The organism is Paenibacillus sp. FA6 (assembly GCF_051550225.1).
Classification (GTDB): domain Bacteria; phylum Bacillota; class Bacilli; order Paenibacillales; family Paenibacillaceae; genus Paenibacillus_AQ.
This window is the reverse complement of record NZ_CP188820.1, coordinates 5,347,608-5,364,768: the sequence shown is the minus strand read 5'-3', so window position 1 is coordinate 5,364,768 and position 17,161 is coordinate 5,347,608. Positions and strand designations below refer to the sequence as shown.

Here is a 17,161-nt window from a genome sequence, read left to right as displayed (position 1 = left end):
CTCTTTCTCATAATATATATTGTGATTACATGTAATCCTTATTCATCCCTACACTCGGCTCTCAAGCCACTTCACTACATCTTGCGCTGGAATCGGTCTACTGATGAAATAGCCCTGAACCTTATCACAATTCATTTGTTTCAACAGCGTAAGTTGTTCCTCTATTTCAATCCCTTCAGCAACGATCTTCAATCCCATTTCATGTCCAATTGCAATCATACAGCTTGTAATCGACGCGTCACTAGGGTGACCTAGAACACCGTCCATAAATGACTTATCAATCTTCAACGTCGTTATAGGTAGTTGTTTCAAATAACTTAAGGAGGAATATCCCGTTCCAAAGTCATCCAAAGCAATAGCCACTCCTTTAGACCTTAGAAACTCTAACTTAGCACTACTCTCCTCAAAAGATTCCATAATGATCGATTCCGTAATCTCCAATTCCAGACACTCGGGACTCAGATTTACTTCTTCTAGAACTTTTAACACCATATCTGTGAAATCTTCCTGCATCAATTGAACGACGGATATATTTACGGATACATGGTAACCTTCATACCCTTGTCGGTGAAGGTCTTTAATAAAGTAACAAGACGTTCTAAGCACCCATTCTCCAATGGGTATGATTAGGCGACACTCCTCAGCAATCTCAATAAAAGAAAGAGGAGATACAAATCCAAGAACAGGACTATTCCACCGTATTAGAGCTTCAAACCCCTCTACTTCTCCTGTATTCAAACTTACTTGCGGTTGATAATAAAGACAGAATTCTTGATTCGTGATAGCCTCTCTCAGATGTTTCTCTATAGCGATTCTTTCATCAAGAGAGTCCTGCATGAATTGATCATAGATAACAAAGTTACCTTTACGCGTCTCTTTCGCTTTATACATCGCTAAGTCAGCATTCTTCAGGAGTTCCTCTATATCCAACCCGTTCTCCGGGTATTGCGCAATACCTATACTTGTGGAAATATGTACATTACTCTCACTTAACTGAAACGGTTCCTTAAATGCATGCATTAGGGTCTCTGCATATTGAATCACTTCATCGTCTGTTCTAATATTGGTTAGGAATATAACAAATTCATCTCCACCAAAGCGGAAACAGACTTGATGACCATCCGATAGCCCCTTCAAACGTATACCTACCTTTTTCAACAGCTGATCTCCATAAGTATGTCCCATCGAGTCATTAATAAATTTGAAGTTGTCGATATCCAAGAAGAATAATGCTGCCTTGGAATCTTTGCTATGTTCGATAAACGTTCTAAATACAACTGATAATGACAGCCTGTTTGGTAACTCAGTTAACACATCATTATAGGCCAATCCATGCAATCTTCGTTGCGATTCCTTCAGCAACTCAATATCCGAAATGGAACCCGCCATTCGATAGACTTGTCCACTTCCATCGAATAGAACCTTTCCTCTAAGGAGAAACCACCTGTATGTACCATTCGCAAGCGCTAATCTAACCTCACACTGATAGAAGTCACTCTTCCCTACTGTATGCTCTTCTACAGAATCCATATATATTTCTAAGTCATCGGGATGAATCCGATCGTTCTTCATGAAATTACCATCTAATTCTCCATCATCTATCATTAATAATTCATACCATCGCTGAGAATAGAAGTATTCATCCGTCTGATAATTGACATCCCAAATACCATCGTTCGTGGCTTCCGTGATCAGACGATATCTTTCTTCATTCTTTGTGAGTATCTCCTGGCTTTCAATCAGCCTATTATATTGCTCCGTAAGTTCCTCTTGTAAGGCTGTAAGCTCTTCGTAGGTTGTCTCAAGCTCCTCATAACTCCGTTGAAGTTCAAGATCAACACCCTTTCGATCCGTCACATCTGTCATCGAACCAGCAAAACGACTATTGTATCCATCGAGGCCTCTCATCATTGTACCTCTTGTCTGGAACCATTTATATTCTCCTGATTTACTCAGCAGACGATATTCACAATAATAATACTTAGATTTACCTTCTATATGTTCCTGTCGTTGCCTAGCCTCTGCCTGAATATCTTCAGGATGCAGAATCGTCCTCCAACCCCCGTGAAATTCATTCACTTCGCCCATCTCGTAGCCCAATATGTCATACCAGCTATCTGAGAAATAATGCTCATTCGTCGTCATGTCTAAATCCCAAATGACTGCTTCCGAACCATTGGTAGCCAGATCAAAGCGTTCATTAGTCTGGGCTAATTTCTTTCTTACTTTCTTTACTTGCTCAACATAGAATATAAGAATCGCTATTAAACTAATCAAAATAATAATGACGCTTATCGTACAAATCACAAGAATCTTATACGTCTCATAAAAGGAAAAGGGCTGGTTTATCACTTCACTCCCCTCGGGTAACCTATCTAATGAGATGTTAAATCGTTGGAGTTGCTCATAATCAAAGACATCCCGAGTGATATTCGTCGTAACAAAGGGCATCTCGTTAGGATCTTCTCCCTGAAGAACTCTTACTGCCATTTCTGCGGCAATCTTTCCTTGAAGATAGCCGCTGATCATACTTCCCCCGATGGCTCCTTGATTTAAAGTATAATCATAAATACTATACATCGGTACTCTACTCTTCTCACTCAATTCCCTGTAAAATTGATCGAACTCCACCGTTTTTCCGACTGCATCACTGTAATAGGTCGTCACTAGTACCACACTATCTGAAGTGAGACCAGTAACTTTAGCTAGTAATTCATCCGCAGTTAGATTATTCAGTGGAATTGCGGTAATTTGATCGTCTATCAAATGAAGCTTTTCCATTAGAAGTTTCCCTGAAGAAAGACCACTATCCGAATTATCAAACACGACATATACTTTCTTAATAGATGGATCTACTTCTAAGGCCATCTTAATCGTATCAATCGGATCAATCATCTCAACTACACCTGTCATGTCGTGACGATCGTCTATAATCTCCTCTATTCCTATCTCATTGACACCGCTAAATATAATAGGAGCGTTGTTAAGTAGTTCTTCTCTATATTCTATTACAAATTCTAAGGCCGCATCATCCGTAACGACGATCATGTCAATCGGTATATCCGAATATTTATCTTTTATAGTGTCATAGAAATACTTGATCGTTCTCTCAACTGGATGACGCTTCCAGTCCATATATTCTGTATAGAGAATGGTCCTTACTTCAGAACCCTTTAACGTTTCTGATATAGCATTCATCTGGTCATCTGTCCAAGCGTACCCTTTATGATAGGAATTCAAAATTAAAATATTCTTCTGTGGTATTTCCTCTCTTCCTGCAGAAAAAACAGATATGTATGGAGCAGTACTCACGAACAGTAAAACCGCAATAATAATGATGTATATTCTCTTCCATTTGAGCGGCCCCATAGATTTACCCCTTTCATCTGTTCAAACATCACTAGAAGGTATTACACTGACATTCTAATTCTATCATAATTTACCATGGGTAATTAACATATTAAGACAAATTTAATCGTAAATTCGACATTATACTCTATTTCGTTAATTCATATCCTTCTTCCTGCTTATACTCCTAAAAAACTTATCTAAATCTTTAGACCTATAAGAATTATAATTTTCAGCTAATAGACCTTTTTCGATATACATACACTTTTGTTTGATATAAATCCCCGCAAGTGATCACACGTTCAGGCTGCCAGTCAGGCAAGGCGAAACATATAGCTATAATGATCGCTTCCGGGGCTAGTTGCTCATACAATATCTTACTTAGTCTCTTCATCGCACCTGGGTATAGGTAACAGAGTACCACGTTCACATTCCCATATGAGTAATTGTAAATATCGCCACGGATAAAAGTAACCTCTGTCTGTTGGTTAATTCTTGCCATTAGTTTAGATATCCCTAGTGGAATGGAGGAATTCTCTATTCCAACAAACTGCGAACCTCTAGTATTCCTTGCCACATCGAGCGCAAGGGTTCCCCACCCTGAACCTGCTTCCACGATCAGTCTTCGTTCTCCTTCGGTCATTCTATTCATCTCAAAGATCACAGCCCGTCTGACAGGCGCAGATGAAGGCATGGGGGATATCCCGTTCTTCCAGCTAACATACACAATGGAGATTACTGCCCACAATACAGCCACCGCTAGAACCACAGAACCTATGTGATAGAAAGTACCTGTCATGAATGGTGTCCCTTTTTTCCACGAAAATGTGAAGGAGAGCTACCCGTCTGTTGAATGAAGTATTTGGTGAAATGGGCTGGCGACGAGAACATCAACTGATCAGCGATCTCTTCAATTGTTTGCTCCGTTTCGATTAAGAGCTGTTTAGCCTTTTGCGCTCGAAGTTGCATTAAGTATTGCTTCGGCGTGATACTATAGACTTCCTTGAAGCAGTTAGTAATATGAGTGCGATGCATATTTAGCTTCTTAGCGATATCCCCCACTTGCAAGTTATATTGATCGGTATTGTTGAGCTCATATGCAACCTGATGAGCAATCTTCTTATGTGACGGTGAAATGATATCGTCCAATTTCTGAGAATGTTCATAATAGTAACTTCCGAACGCACACAGAAACTCAACAAAGCTGGAATGCATTTTGAGCGACTTCAAGCTATTCTCCACGGAAGACTGGATCCGGGTATTCGGAAGATGATGCAATTGCTTAAAATCATTCCCAAACGCCGCTAGAAATTGATTTAACCAATCAACAATAAATCCCTTCATTTCTGATGGAACAATTGGATCCGTTATCGATTCAAAGACAGAGTAGATCGAAGGCATTTCGATATCAAAATGAAATCCGAAATAAACGCTATCCTCCAGCATTTCCATCTGATGGTACACACCTGCTTTCATAACGACTGAATCTCCATCGGTCATTATATAGGTGATCCCATCTATTTTTATTTCTATTTTCCCCTTAATGCAGTGCTTGAATTCAAATATCGTATGTCGATGGTTTGGGAACGACCAGTTCTTTTCGGCGCTAGAATAGTTAATCGAAATCAAATGAATAGCGTTGTATACACGTGATAGTTGAAATAGATATTGCATAATTTTATCTCCTTTCGGATGCTAGTCTAGTTGTCGTGATTTCTTTGATCCAACATTCATGTCTCCAAAAGTATAAGAAGTCTTTGCATATTGTAATGGTTTTCATCCCGAACGATTGCTATCCTTAATACATCGGAACCATATGGATGGTCAAATACCTAGAGATGTTAGTCCCGATGTGTACGAAAGCGGATTCATCTCTACTATTATACCCCTCTATTTTCTCTATTTCCAAGTTAAACACTAGGAAACTGAAATAAGACCTTTCTTTCGAGGGGAAAATCCATGTGTAACGAGATTACAATTATTATCAAGGGGGCTTATTCATGAAAAGACAGAAAAAGGTATTATTTGGTTTGCTTAGTTTAGCTATTTGTTTGTCCATAGTCGTCACAGCTTGTGGTGGCTCTTCAAATAATACCAGCGGCAAGGCGGATTCCAAGAAACAAATTACGTTGCAGGTTATGTCTTCGACGATTGTAGAGAAACCTGCAGGCACACTCGAGCAAGAACTTGCGGATGAATTTATGAAACAAAACCCTGACATTAAAATCGAGTTTATGGGTCTTTCACAAAATGATGCGTTCACTAAAATCGCCACTTTGGCTACGGGGAACCAACTTCCAGATATTTTCTTGAATACCCCAGATTTCTATGCGACGGCGAACGATATGGGAATCACAGCAAATCTAACGGAGCTGCTAGGAGAGGATTATATCAATGGCTTCTATCCTAGCATCTTGAAAGAAGCAACCATTGACGACAAGCTACAATACGTCCCTTGGTTCTCGACTCCAATTGCTTTGATCTACCGTACCGATTGGTTTGAAGCAGAAGGCCTAACACCTCCTACAACTTGGGATGAATTCGTAACTGCAGCCCAAAAGCTCACGAAGGATACAGATGGTGATGGCTCGATGGATCAGTACGGCTTCGGTATGGTCGGTACGAACAACGGCTCAGGTACTTATCGATTCTTCCCGATTCTTCACAGTTTCGGCGCTAGTGAACTGATGGAGGATGAAAGCGGCAACTGGATAACCCAATTGGATAGTCCGCAAGCCATTGAAGCATTCCAGTTCTTCGGCGACTTAGCCAATAAGTACAAAGTAGTTCCACCGGGTGCTATGCAGAACGCTTACGCGGATAATGTCACACTAATGGCCAATGACAAAATTGGAATGGTCATTTCGGGCTCCCACTCCATTGCAGGTCTTATCGAAAAAAATCCAGCACTAGAGGGTAAACTGGCCGCAGTTCCGATTCCGAAGAAAGAAGTCCATGCTTCGAACTTAAGTCCGTTTGGCTTCTCCATTGCTGAGACGAGCAAGAATAAAGAAGCTGCAGTAAAATATTTGAAATTTCTCGTTGAAAAAGATAATGCAATCCATTTCTTTGAAAATACAGGACGTATGCCAACTCGTATGGAAGCTGGAGACGATCCAAAGGTTCAAACTCCAGTGTATAAGGGTTTCGTCGATGCGCAACAATATGCGGTTCCTCAAGCTGTAGTTCCATTCTTCTCACAGGTACAAGCAGCTGTAGGAACAGCTTATCAAACCATGTTGACAGGCAACAATACGGATGCCACAAAGGTAGCTAATAAAGCAGCAGAAGTCGTTCGATTAGAAATTGAGCGCAATCAAAAGTAAGAGAAAAGGAGAATTCCTAGTGAAAAACAACTTTTCTAGGAAGCAGACGGCAGGGTATGGATTTATCCTACCCTCTGCCATCATGCTACTTGTATTGATCGCATATCCGATCATCTATGGTTTCTATGTCAGTTTATTCGACACGAATTTAATGAATCGTTGGGATTTCGTTGGTTTAAAGTATTATTGGGAAGCAATCACGACGCCAGATTTCCTTCATTCGCTTCTTGTTACATTCTCATTTACAGCAATGGTTCTCGTCGGAGTCTTTACTATCGGAATATCGTTAGCTTTATTGCTTAATATGAAGCTTAAAGGAAGAACGTTGTTCAGAGTTATTCTCATACTTCCTTATTTATTCCCCGAAGTCGTCGTTGCGCTACTGTGGAAGTGGCTATATGATCCCATTTACGGGCTCGTTAATAATATACTGATGTCCCTTCATATCATTGATCAACCGGTTGCATGGCTGAGTAGCACCTCCCTTGCTTTACTGGCCGTCGCATTCGTGGTCATCTGGAAGGGATACCCACTCGTGCTGATCTTCGTACTAGCCGGGCTTCAGTCCATTCCAGAAGATTTATACGAAGCCGCTGAAATTGACGGTGCAACCAAATGGAAGCAATTCATTTACATTACTCTTCCAAGTCTCAAACCGGTACTTCAAACGACGTTAATATTGGAAGCGGTATGGTGGTTTAAACATTTCACCATCATTCAACTCCTTACCAATGGTGGTCCAGTGAATTCGACCAGCGTTGTAAGTGTCGATATATATAAACTTGCATTTTCTGATTTCAGATTCGGACAAGCATCTGCTCTGGCGTTTATCGTCTTCCTGATCTGTTTCTTAATCAGCTATGTGTCTAGGAGGTTAATATCCCGTGACTAAATCAAATTCTCGAAATAATAAGGGTAAAATTGCCGCTTACTGGATCCTGATCTGTGCGTCATTAATGGTACTTGTGCCCGTATTCTGGATGATCTCTACCTCTTTCAAATCTCAGGCAGATACGTTTGCAATACCTCTACAATGGATCCCAAAGCATCCGACATTCGATGCGTTCAAACGGATATGGAGCGATTACCCATTCCTAGACTATTTCAAGAACAGTTTGATTGTCGTTGGAGCGTCGACCGTTGTTTCCATTTTCTTTTCAACTCTGGCTGGATATGGAGTATCTAGATTTAAATTTAGAGGTAAAGGTTTCTATTTGACCTTCTTGTTAGTAACTCAGATGGTTCCTACGGTTATGCTGCTCGTACCATTTTATAAAATCATGACTCAATTCGGGCTTGTAAATACGTTGTTAGGTCTTGTTGTTACGTATATCGCAATCACGATCCCAGTCTGTTCTTGGATGATGTTAGGTTATTTCGATACAATCTCCCAAGAACTCGACCAAGCAGCGTCCATCGACGGTGCTAGTCCATTCCGCACGTTCTGGCAAATTATTCTTCCACTTGTTCTTCCTGGTATCGTAGCTACGGCTATCTATGCGTTCGTTATGGGTTGGAATGAATATATGTTCGCTCTCATTCTCATGTCGACCGAAAATATGAAGACGATTCCGGTCGGTATAGGACAGCTCATTTCGCAAGACAAAATTGAGTGGAACGATTTAATGGCTGCATCGCTAGTCGCCACTATACCTGTGTGTATTGTATTTGTCTTCTTACAAAGATATATGATTAATGGTCTTACCGCCGGTTCAATCAAATAACGGCTCTAGAACGGGGAGTTTACAATCATGAAAAAATTAAAAGTAGGGATTATTGGACTCGGCCATTGGGGTGAGTGTCACCTACAGGCTTATCAAACGCTAAATCAGGTTGAAGTGGTCGCCATCTGTGACAAGGATGAGGATAGATTGCGTATGGTTGCCGATAAATATGGCATTCATACGCGTTACGCCAACGAATCGGAGATGCTATCTCAAGATAATATAGATCTAGTTAGCATTACAACGCATGAGATTGAGCACTATTCACCTGCAGTTCATGCTTTGCAAAGTGGTAAACATATCATCGTGGAGCAGCCACTCGCCACAAACCCGGCAGCTGCAGTCGAAATCTGGAAGCAAGCTATCCAGAACAATCGATATATTTTCGTATCTCGATTACTTCGTCGACTTGCCCCTTATCAAGCGGTTTATCAGGCCATTAAGGACGGCAAGATCGGGAAGCTTGAGAGAATTGAAATAACACGCTCCCGTAGCGAGGATCTTTATCCAATGTATCATCGTTTGCCAACCTTTTACGAGAATCTTATCCCAGAGATGGATATCGCCTTCTGGTTGTCGGATGCCATCCGATTCGATTGGATGGAAACCTTCGGCTCCAAAGCGATGCAGAACGGAATTAGAAATATTGACAGATTCGATTTTATTTTTGATAACGGCGTGAATGGTTGTTTAACGAATACTTGGACAACACCGACTTCGACGCACGGCAAAACTCCTCACCAATCGGAACAATTAACAAGCGGTTCTTTGACCTGCTTTGGAGATCAAGGAACGATTACGATTGATACAAGCGAGTTATACTTCCTTCTTGGTGATCCATGGAACAGAAGTTCTCTCACTTCGCCAGGTAGCGAGGAACTATTGGATAGCTCCTTCACCGCTCTTCGTGAACAGCTTCAGGAGAGTTGCGATTCAATCTTAAATCAATCTGACATACATTATAGTTCGATTAAAGAGGCCAATATGTTGGTGAATGTCGCAGATACAATGCTTCGATCCATAGACTTCAAATACTCGGTTACATTTTAGGAGGATTTATTTATCATGAGCAAAAAGAACATAAAAGTAGCTGCTATCATTACTGAATATTGGTCAACAAATCATGCTGATGTTATCATTACGAAATTCTTAGATGGTTATACACTGAATGGTCGAAATTACAAACCTACGGTTGATATCGTATCTATGTTTATAGATCAATTCCCTGCGAACGACATGGGTAAAGACATGGCAGATAAACATGATGTCTCTCTGCATGGTTCAATACGGGAAGCGCTGCTCAATGGTGGAGATACCTTCGATCTAGACGGCATTATTATTATAGGTGAGCTTGGCGAGTATCCTACCAACGAGATCGGTCAAATTCTATATCCAAGACGCGAATTCTTTGAAGAGTGCTTGAACGTCATGCTCGAGTTCAACCATATCGTTCCAGTGTTCACTGATAAAGGCTTCGCTATAGTACAGGACGATATCGAATGGATGTATGAACAAATTAAACTTCACAATGTTCCGTTCATGTCCAGTTCCGTTCTTCCATATGCCCCCCGCATTCCGGCTACCACAGGAATCCCTTACGGCGCCCCAATGCATCGTATGTTAGCTTTTTCTTACGACGATGTAGAACGGTATTGCTATCATTCAATGGAGATGATGCAGAGTGTTGCCGAGAATAGAGCTCATGGAGAAACAGGTATCCGTGCGGTACGGACATTCAAGGACCAAGAGGCGATCAATCGTATTTTGTCTGATGATTGGAATTCAATTTATAAAGACCTTGGCGGGTTCGTCAATCTTCGGGACATTGACATGTTCCCTTATGAATTAAAAAATCCGGTTTTCATTGAGTTGGAATACGTAGATGGTTTGCAGGCTGGCATCATCTTCGCAGAGCCAGAAGGCAGAATATTCGCCTCGGCATACCAAGTCAAGGAGGGCGAGCCTCCGGTATGCGTCGAGTTCCGCTTGCATAATCAGAAGCCGCATAGCCACTTTAGTTATTTAGTGCTAGCGATGGAACGATTCTTTCACACCCGAAATGCCCCCTATCCTGTTGAACGTTCGTTGCTGACGACAGGTGCGCTTGATGCGTTAATGAGATCATTGCATTCTGGCCAAGAAGTCGAGACGCCGCACCTTCATGTTCTTTACTAAAAAGGAGAGGTCAACCATCATGAGTACAAATTATCAATTTCAAAACCATAACAGAGAGGCTTTGACTAGATTGGCACAGGAAGGTAGTTATGTCATCGTACCTCTTGCCGCTACTGAACAGCATGGTCCACATCTGCCTGTTTATACGGATACGATGATTTGTGAATACGTAGTCCAGAAATCAATAGAGCGGGTATTGAATGTGATGCCTCTGTTGATGACGCCTATCCTAAGCATTGGTTGCTCGGATCATCATCTGAACTATGGAGGAACGATCTCGTTCTCCTCAACGACTTATCAACTCATGCTAAACGATGTTACGAACAGTTTGGTGAAAGATGGATTTACAAAAATCATCTTTATTAATGGTCACGGAGGTAATGCTCAGATCATGACGCAAGTAGCTCAGGATACGGCTGTACGTCATGATGTCTGGACAAGTTCGGCTTCTTACTGGCAAATCGCGAAAGAGGAATTAGATCGGTTGCAGGCTAAGGAAGTCGGATTAGTCCCGGGACATGCAGGAGGATTTGAGACCTCCTTAATCATGGCATTACACCCTGAACTTGTGAACCATGATGCGATCCATCCCGACCACCCCGTCCATAGTTGGCTAGATTCGGGCAACACTTATATTGGAAAGCACGGACAAATCACTGGGAATAATGGTTACACAGACTCAGCCGATCAAGCCTCTGCCGAGAAAGGGCAAATGTATTTGGACGCGATCGTGGATAAGGTTTCTGAATGGTTACTAGCATTGCACGAAACCATCTCAACTGCAGATAGGAGAGATTCATAATGGCTTTGATCGAGAAGAGACTTGAAGAGTTGAACATCATTTTGGAGAACGCTCCAAGGCCTATAGCCGAATACGTGCCTGCTACAACGGTTGGCAATCTCGTATATACGTCTGGATTCGATTGTCGGCTGAACGGTGTGCTGCTATACGAAGGAAAATTAGGTACAGATTTAACGATCGAGCAAGGTCATGCTGCAGCAAGACAAGTGATGATCAATGCATTGACAGTACTGAAAGAACATATCGGGGATTTGGATCGTGTGAAGCAGGTCGTGAAGCTACTTGGGTTCGTTAATTCCGCGGATGGGTTCGTAGAGCAGCCTTACGTCATTAATGGGGCATCCGAGTTACTCGTGCAAGTATTCGGCGAGAAAGGAAGACATAGTCGATCCGCAATTGGAACGAACGAATTACCGTTCAACACTCCTGTCGAGATCGAAATGATTGTGGAAATCGAATGAAAATTCACTCGATGGAGTTGTTCGAAGTGCCACCACGGTGGCTGTTCTTGAAGATTACAACAGAGGACGGAATTGTCGGCTGGGGTGAGCCGATCGTAGAAGGACGAACAAAGACAGTTCGCGCCGCCGTTGAGGAATTAAGCAGCTATCTGATCGGACAAGAAGCCGGCAACATTGAGGATCTATGGCAGGTCATGTATCGGGGCGGCTTCTATCGCGGAGGCCCCATCTTAACCAGCGCAATGTCCGGTATTGAGCAGGCACTATGGGATATTAAAGGTAAACGGTATGGAGTTCCAGTCTACGAGTTGCTTGGTGGAGCCGTCCGAGATCGGATGAAGGTCTACGCTTGGATACAAGGAGATACGCCAGAAGAGATGGCAGATTCCGCCAAAGCACAAGTAGCGGCAGGATATACAGCGATCAAAATGAATGGTACGGCAGCTATGGATTGGATCGATTCAACGGGACAAATCGAGCTCGCAGCGCAAAAGATAGCAGCCGTTCGCGAAGCCGTCGGAAATGGGGTCGGCATTGCCATCGATCTACACGGTAGAGTGCATAAGGGTATGATCAAGCCCTTGATTCGAGAATACGAATACTTCAAGCCGATGTTTATCGAAGAGCCGGTGCTCCCAGAAAACAATGAAGCCTTAAAGATGATTAGCCAATTCTGTTCGATCCCGATTGCGACTGGGGAAAGAATGTACACCCGATGGGACTTCAAGCAACTTCTCGCAGAGGGATGGGTAGATATTATCCAACCGGATTTAAGTCATACCGGTGGAATCTGGGAAGCCCGTAAAATTGCAGCCATGGCCGAAGCCTACGATGTAGCTGTCGCTCCGCATTGTCCGCTTGGACCGATTGCGCTTGCAGCGTCACTACAGCTGGACTTTTGTACACCTAATGCGTTTATCCAAGAACAAAGCTTAGGTATTCACTATACGGAAGGATCCGATCTTCTAGATTATTTAGTGGAACCTACTGCCTTCCAATTTAAGGATGGATATGTAAGCATTAATAAAGAACCAGGGCTAGGAATTCAGATTAATGAACAGAAAGTTCGCGAGATGGCTGAAATTGGCCATAACTGGCGGAATCCAGTATGGCGGAATCCGGATGGATCGGTAACAGAATGGTAATATAGGGGGAATGTAGTCATGAAATATCCTCGCGTTGACATGGTGACGATTGGCGAAAGCATGGTATTGTTTCAACCTATGACAGAGGGGCCATTACCTTATGCCCCTCTGTTTACCCATTCCGTTGCGGGAGCAGAATCGAACGTAGGTATTGGGATGCAACGACTGGGTAAATCTGTCCGTTGGATTAGTAGGCTTGGCAAAGACCCTTTTGGCGACATGGTATTTAAGACGCTTGCAGGGGAAGGATTGGACCTGTCTCAGATCATCTGGGATAAAGATGCGCCTACCGGAATTTTCTTCAAAGAATTCAAGGGATATGGAGATCCAAATGTGTTCTTCTATCGCAAACAGTCCGCAGCTAGCCGACTATCGGTTCAGGACGTGCGGGATGAGTGGTTTCAAGGAGCTAAGCACCTACACGTCACTGGCATCACCCCTGCGCTTGGGATTGGCACGACGGATGCGATTGTTTTGGCAATGACCAAGGCTCGAGAATGTGGCTTAACCATCTCCTTTGATCCCAATTTGCGACGTAAACTGTGGGATGAACAGACAGCGAGGCAGACACTGTTATCACTCATTCCTTTATGCGACTTGTTCTTACCTGGCCTGGAGGAAGCTGAATTTTTACTCGGGGCAATGGAAATAGAGGCGTATGGACAAGCATTTCTACAGATGGGTCCGGTTGCTGTTGCTTTGAAGCTTGGGGAACAAGGGTCTATAGCTTTTTCAGGGAATCAAATTATTTCTGTTCCAGGTTATAAGGTTGGCTATACCGTCGATACAGTTGGTGCAGGGGATGCGTTTGCAGCAGGACTGTTATCTGTGCTAGTCGAAGCTCCTACTTGGGAACAGGATGAATTAATAAAGAGGCTTCCTCACGCATTAGAGCGTGCAAATGTATATGGCGCATTAGCGACACAATTCAAGGGTGATTGGGCTGGACTACCTACTCTGGATGAGCTGAAGTTGTTACTGCAAGGGAAGAAGCATACGACTAGATAGAGCGAGAGGAGCAAGCACATGAATATACTGGAATCTTTACAAGAAACGAAGATCATTTCCATTGTCAGGGGTGTGCCCGAAGAACTGGCAGATGCAACAGCTGAGGCCTTAGCGGAAGGTGGCATCCGATTTATCGAGGTTACGATGAACACGCCTGGAGCTTTAAAGATTATCCGGCGTTGGCGTGACCGATTTCAAGGAAATGTTTATATCGGAGCCGGTACTGTTCTTGATGCGGACATGGCATCTGCAGCCATTGAGGCAGGAGCTGAATTCCTGATCACACCGAATATAGATGAGGGAACGATCCGATATGCGGTCAACGCAAACATTCCAATTGTTCCTGGCGCTATGACACCATCGGAAATCGTTCAAGCATGGAAGTTTGGAGCGCAGGCCGTGAAAGTGTTCCCAGCGGGAACGCTTGGTCCCTCCTATTTCAAAGAACTGCAAGGTCCGTTGTCGCACATCCCCTTGGTTGCAACTGGTGGTGTGAACTTGGACAATATGGCCGATTATCATGCCTCTGGAGCATGCGGCTTCGGATTGGGTGGCAGTCTTACCAATATGGCCTGGATTCAAGCGGGAGAGTTTGAGCGCTTGAAGGAGAATGCCGCTCGTTATGTGGAGAAGGCGAAATCCTTATAAATAAATTTCACTTATCAAAACTTCACTAGTGGGTATGGAGCATGCAGAGGAACACAATAATGATGCATGTTAGTATTAGGTTAACGACACAAGAGGATCTGTCATATGACAGATCCTCTTGTCCTTCATCTATATTTATCATAATATTCTTAGTGATCAGAACACCTTCGTATCCGATGCTCTCTACCATTCTCTTATAATCTACGATGATGATTCGGTCTTACTTCGGGCGTTCAATATCAAAGATCTCACCAATCTTCGCATAGCTATTCCCTGCCAAACGGCTTACCGCATTCAATCCACGTGGGTCAATTCTGCCATTCTCAATAATCTCGTCTTCGATGTGATATTGAACGACTCTTCCGATGATAAGATCACAGCCCGGAGAGTTCGTACCACCCAGTTCTAAGACATGTTCTAATGTACATTCCATGCGTATCTTTGCCTCTGCAATGCCTGGAACTTTAACCTTTTGACTAGCTACGGCTGTTAGACCAGCCATAGTAATTTCACTTTGATCCGAGGGAAGATTAGCCGCTGTCTCGTTGATCTTAGCAACATTGATTTCATCAACAATATGAATGACAAATTCCTTCGATGCCATGATATTACGAGCCGTATCCTTTCGTTGACCTCCAGTACGCTGGATCGACAACGAAATAAGTGGGGGATTAGAGGACACGATATTGAAATAGCTGAATGGAGCACCATTTAACGTCCCATCCTCAGAAACGGTTGTGACAAATGCGATCGGTCGTGGAATAATACTACCAATTAACAACTTGTAATTGTCTCTTTCTCCAATCATAGATGGATCTATAGAAAGCAATATCATCACCCCTTCATTCTAGAATTTAATGATGCCAGATGAATGTAGAAATACGAATACGACCAGAATCGGAGCTACAAATCGAAGCATAAACAACCATACTCGGAACCAACCTGCGGTCAGGCCTGCTTCTTCTGCAACACCCTTATAGAAATATCCAGCAAATATAGTTACTATCAATCCTCCAAGTGGCAACAACACATTCGAGGCGAAGAAATCCATCAAATCAAACATAATTGTTCCCCCAAATGCTAGACCTGGAGCTGCACCTAACGACAATGCAGCAGGAACACCGAGTATGAAGCACCCAATCACAATGATCCATACAGACCCAGTTCTACTCCAACCAAAGCGATCCATTGTATATGTGACAGGTACTTCTAACAAAGACACGGTGGAAGTCAGTGCAGCAATCGCAAGCAGAATGAAGAACAGCCCCCCAAAGAAAGCACCGAATGGCATGGCAGAGAATGCGGCTGGTAAAGCTACAAATACAAGTCCAGGACCTTCTCCCGGATCTATGCCAAAGGAAAAGGTCGTAGGAAAAATAATCAACCCTGCAATCAGTGCATAGAGTAGATCTCCACCACCGATAGCAAGTGTACCTGCTCCAAGAGATTGACGTTTCTCAACATATGAACCATAGGTAATCATCGTTCCCATTCCAAGCGATAACGAAAAGAACGCATGACCTAGGGCAACAAGTGTGGACTCCGGGGTCAACTTAGAGAAGTCAGGATTTAAAAAGAAGGATACCCCTGCACTTGCACCGGGTAGCGTTAGAGCTCGCACCATTAATATAACTAAGAGAATAAACATCCCAGGAATAAGAATCTTGTTAAACTTCTCGATCCCTCCCGAGATCCCCTTCATGACAACGAATCCTACTAGTATTAACACGACACCCTGCCACACGATCGGTGTATACCCCGACATGAACCCATTAAACTGTGCCGAGAAATCTGTATTCGAGAATAACTTTCCACTAAACGATAACATGGCATAATGAAGCGTCCATCCCGCGACAATAGCATAGAAAGACATAATGATAAACGGCGCTATAACCGATATCATGCCTAGCCCACCCCATACTTTACTCCCGCTTAATTTAACAAATGATGAAGAGGCACTTCCCCGACCCCCTCGGCCGATGGCAAGCTCTGCTAGAAGTACTGGCAAACCTACAATCACTAGACACACAACGAATAGTAGAAAAAAGGCTGCTCCACCATATTGCCCTGTAATATACGGGAACTTCCACATATTCCCTAGCCCAACTGCACTTCCAATAGCTGCAAATATAAATCCGGAGGAAGAGAATCGTTCCTCTTTACCCGATGAGTGACTCAGTTTATTTACTTGCAATTTATTACTCCCTCCACTAACGTAACCCTGAATATAAGGCTAGTCTCTCTCTATCTAATCTCCAACATTATACTAGACGTTCATATATACGTATACGTGAAATATCATCTTATTCTAGCCAACTTTGGATCCAATTATGTAATAATCATCTATTCTTTCATGTACCCATTTGGAAAGGCATCGAATCTTCATATCATCTCCTAGCGATCCCTACGCGAAATCGTTAGAGAATGAATTGAACTCCAGAAGGGACTATCCCATTTCGTAGAAAGTCTACGTTTGGAATAGTCCCTTTTCAGGATAATACATAGCCATTTTCTCAAATAAATA

The 17,161-nt window shown here is 42.8% G+C and carries 15 protein-coding genes; 10 read left to right on the top strand and 5 right to left on the bottom strand.

Features of this window, described 5'->3' with window-relative positions; all coding sequences use genetic code 11:
- Positions 1-48: 48 nt before the first annotated feature.
- From ACP8HI_RS24180 to ACP8HI_RS24170, 3 genes are all read right to left on the bottom strand, one after another.
- The gene (locus ACP8HI_RS24180) at positions 49-3,369 is read right to left on the bottom strand and encodes an ABC transporter substrate binding protein (RefSeq protein ID WP_438348656.1); all 3,321 of its coding nucleotides are present in this window, start codon (positions 3,367-3,369) and stop codon (positions 49-51) included.
- 211 nt (positions 3,370-3,580) lie between these two features.
- Positions 3,581-4,147 (bottom strand): class I SAM-dependent methyltransferase, encoded by a 567-nt coding sequence (locus tag ACP8HI_RS24175; protein WP_438348655.1) that lies wholly within the window; start codon positions 4,145-4,147, stop codon positions 3,581-3,583.
- The gene (locus ACP8HI_RS24170) at positions 4,144-5,022 is read right to left on the bottom strand and encodes an AraC family transcriptional regulator (protein ID WP_438348654.1); all 879 of its coding nucleotides are present in this window, start codon (positions 5,020-5,022) and stop codon (positions 4,144-4,146) included. The genes ACP8HI_RS24175 and ACP8HI_RS24170 overlap by 4 nt, the downstream gene beginning before the upstream one ends.
- A gap of 326 nt (positions 5,023-5,348) precedes the next feature.
- Between ACP8HI_RS24170 and ACP8HI_RS24165 the strand changes: the two genes are divergently transcribed.
- Genes ACP8HI_RS24165 through ACP8HI_RS24120 form a run of 10 tightly spaced genes read left to right on the top strand, consistent with a single transcriptional unit; the run spans position 5,349 to position 14,637 of the window.
- A complete protein-coding gene (locus ACP8HI_RS24165; RefSeq protein WP_438348653.1) occupies positions 5,349-6,674 on the top strand; it encodes an ABC transporter substrate-binding protein in 1,326 nt (441 codons plus the stop codon).
- Positions 6,675-6,693: 19 nt separating this feature from the next.
- Entirely contained in the window at positions 6,694-7,566 is an 873-nt protein-coding gene (locus tag ACP8HI_RS24160; protein ID WP_438348652.1) for a carbohydrate ABC transporter permease, read from the top strand.
- Positions 7,559-8,398: a carbohydrate ABC transporter permease gene (locus ACP8HI_RS24155; protein WP_438348651.1), complete on the top strand. Its 840-nt coding sequence runs from the start codon at positions 7,559-7,561 to the stop codon at positions 8,396-8,398. Before ACP8HI_RS24160 ends, ACP8HI_RS24155 begins: the two co-directional genes overlap by 8 nt.
- A gap of 27 nt (positions 8,399-8,425) precedes the next feature.
- Positions 8,426-9,448, top strand: a complete 1,023-nt coding sequence (locus ACP8HI_RS24150) for a Gfo/Idh/MocA family protein (protein WP_438348650.1) — start codon at positions 8,426-8,428, stop codon at positions 9,446-9,448.
- A 15-nt stretch (positions 9,449-9,463) separates the two neighbouring features.
- Complete coding sequence (locus tag ACP8HI_RS24145; protein WP_438348649.1) at positions 9,464-10,573, top strand: hypothetical protein; 1,110 nt, start codon at positions 9,464-9,466, stop codon at positions 10,571-10,573.
- 19 nt (positions 10,574-10,592) lie between these two features.
- Positions 10,593-11,375, top strand: a complete 783-nt coding sequence (locus tag ACP8HI_RS24140) for a creatininase family protein (protein ID WP_438348648.1) — start codon at positions 10,593-10,595, stop codon at positions 11,373-11,375.
- The gene (locus tag ACP8HI_RS24135) at positions 11,375-11,836 is read left to right on the top strand and encodes a RidA family protein (protein ID WP_438348647.1); all 462 of its coding nucleotides are present in this window, start codon (positions 11,375-11,377) and stop codon (positions 11,834-11,836) included. The genes ACP8HI_RS24140 and ACP8HI_RS24135 overlap by 1 nt, the downstream gene beginning before the upstream one ends.
- Positions 11,833-12,981 (top strand): galactonate dehydratase, encoded by a 1,149-nt coding sequence (dgoD, locus tag ACP8HI_RS24130; RefSeq protein ID WP_438348646.1) that lies wholly within the window; start codon positions 11,833-11,835, stop codon positions 12,979-12,981. Before ACP8HI_RS24135 ends, dgoD begins: the two co-directional genes overlap by 4 nt.
- An 18-nt stretch (positions 12,982-12,999) precedes the next feature.
- On the top strand, positions 13,000-13,989 hold the full coding sequence (locus ACP8HI_RS24125; protein ID WP_438348645.1) for a sugar kinase: 990 nt from the start codon (positions 13,000-13,002) through the stop codon (positions 13,987-13,989).
- Between the two features lie 18 nt (positions 13,990-14,007).
- Entirely contained in the window at positions 14,008-14,637 is a 630-nt protein-coding gene (locus tag ACP8HI_RS24120; RefSeq protein ID WP_438348644.1) for a bifunctional 4-hydroxy-2-oxoglutarate aldolase/2-dehydro-3-deoxy-phosphogluconate aldolase, read from the top strand.
- Positions 14,638-14,857: 220 nt separating this feature from the next.
- Here the strand turns inward: ACP8HI_RS24120 and ACP8HI_RS24115 are convergent, their stop codons facing one another.
- Positions 14,858-15,466, bottom strand: coding sequence for a flavin reductase family protein (locus ACP8HI_RS24115; RefSeq protein ID WP_438351972.1), 609 nt, complete (start codon positions 15,464-15,466; stop codon positions 14,858-14,860).
- A gap of 18 nt (positions 15,467-15,484) precedes the next feature.
- Positions 15,485-16,831 (bottom strand): sodium-dependent transporter, encoded by a 1,347-nt coding sequence (locus ACP8HI_RS24110; RefSeq protein WP_438348643.1) that lies wholly within the window; start codon positions 16,829-16,831, stop codon positions 15,485-15,487.
- Between the last annotated feature and the right edge of the window lie 330 nt (positions 16,832-17,161).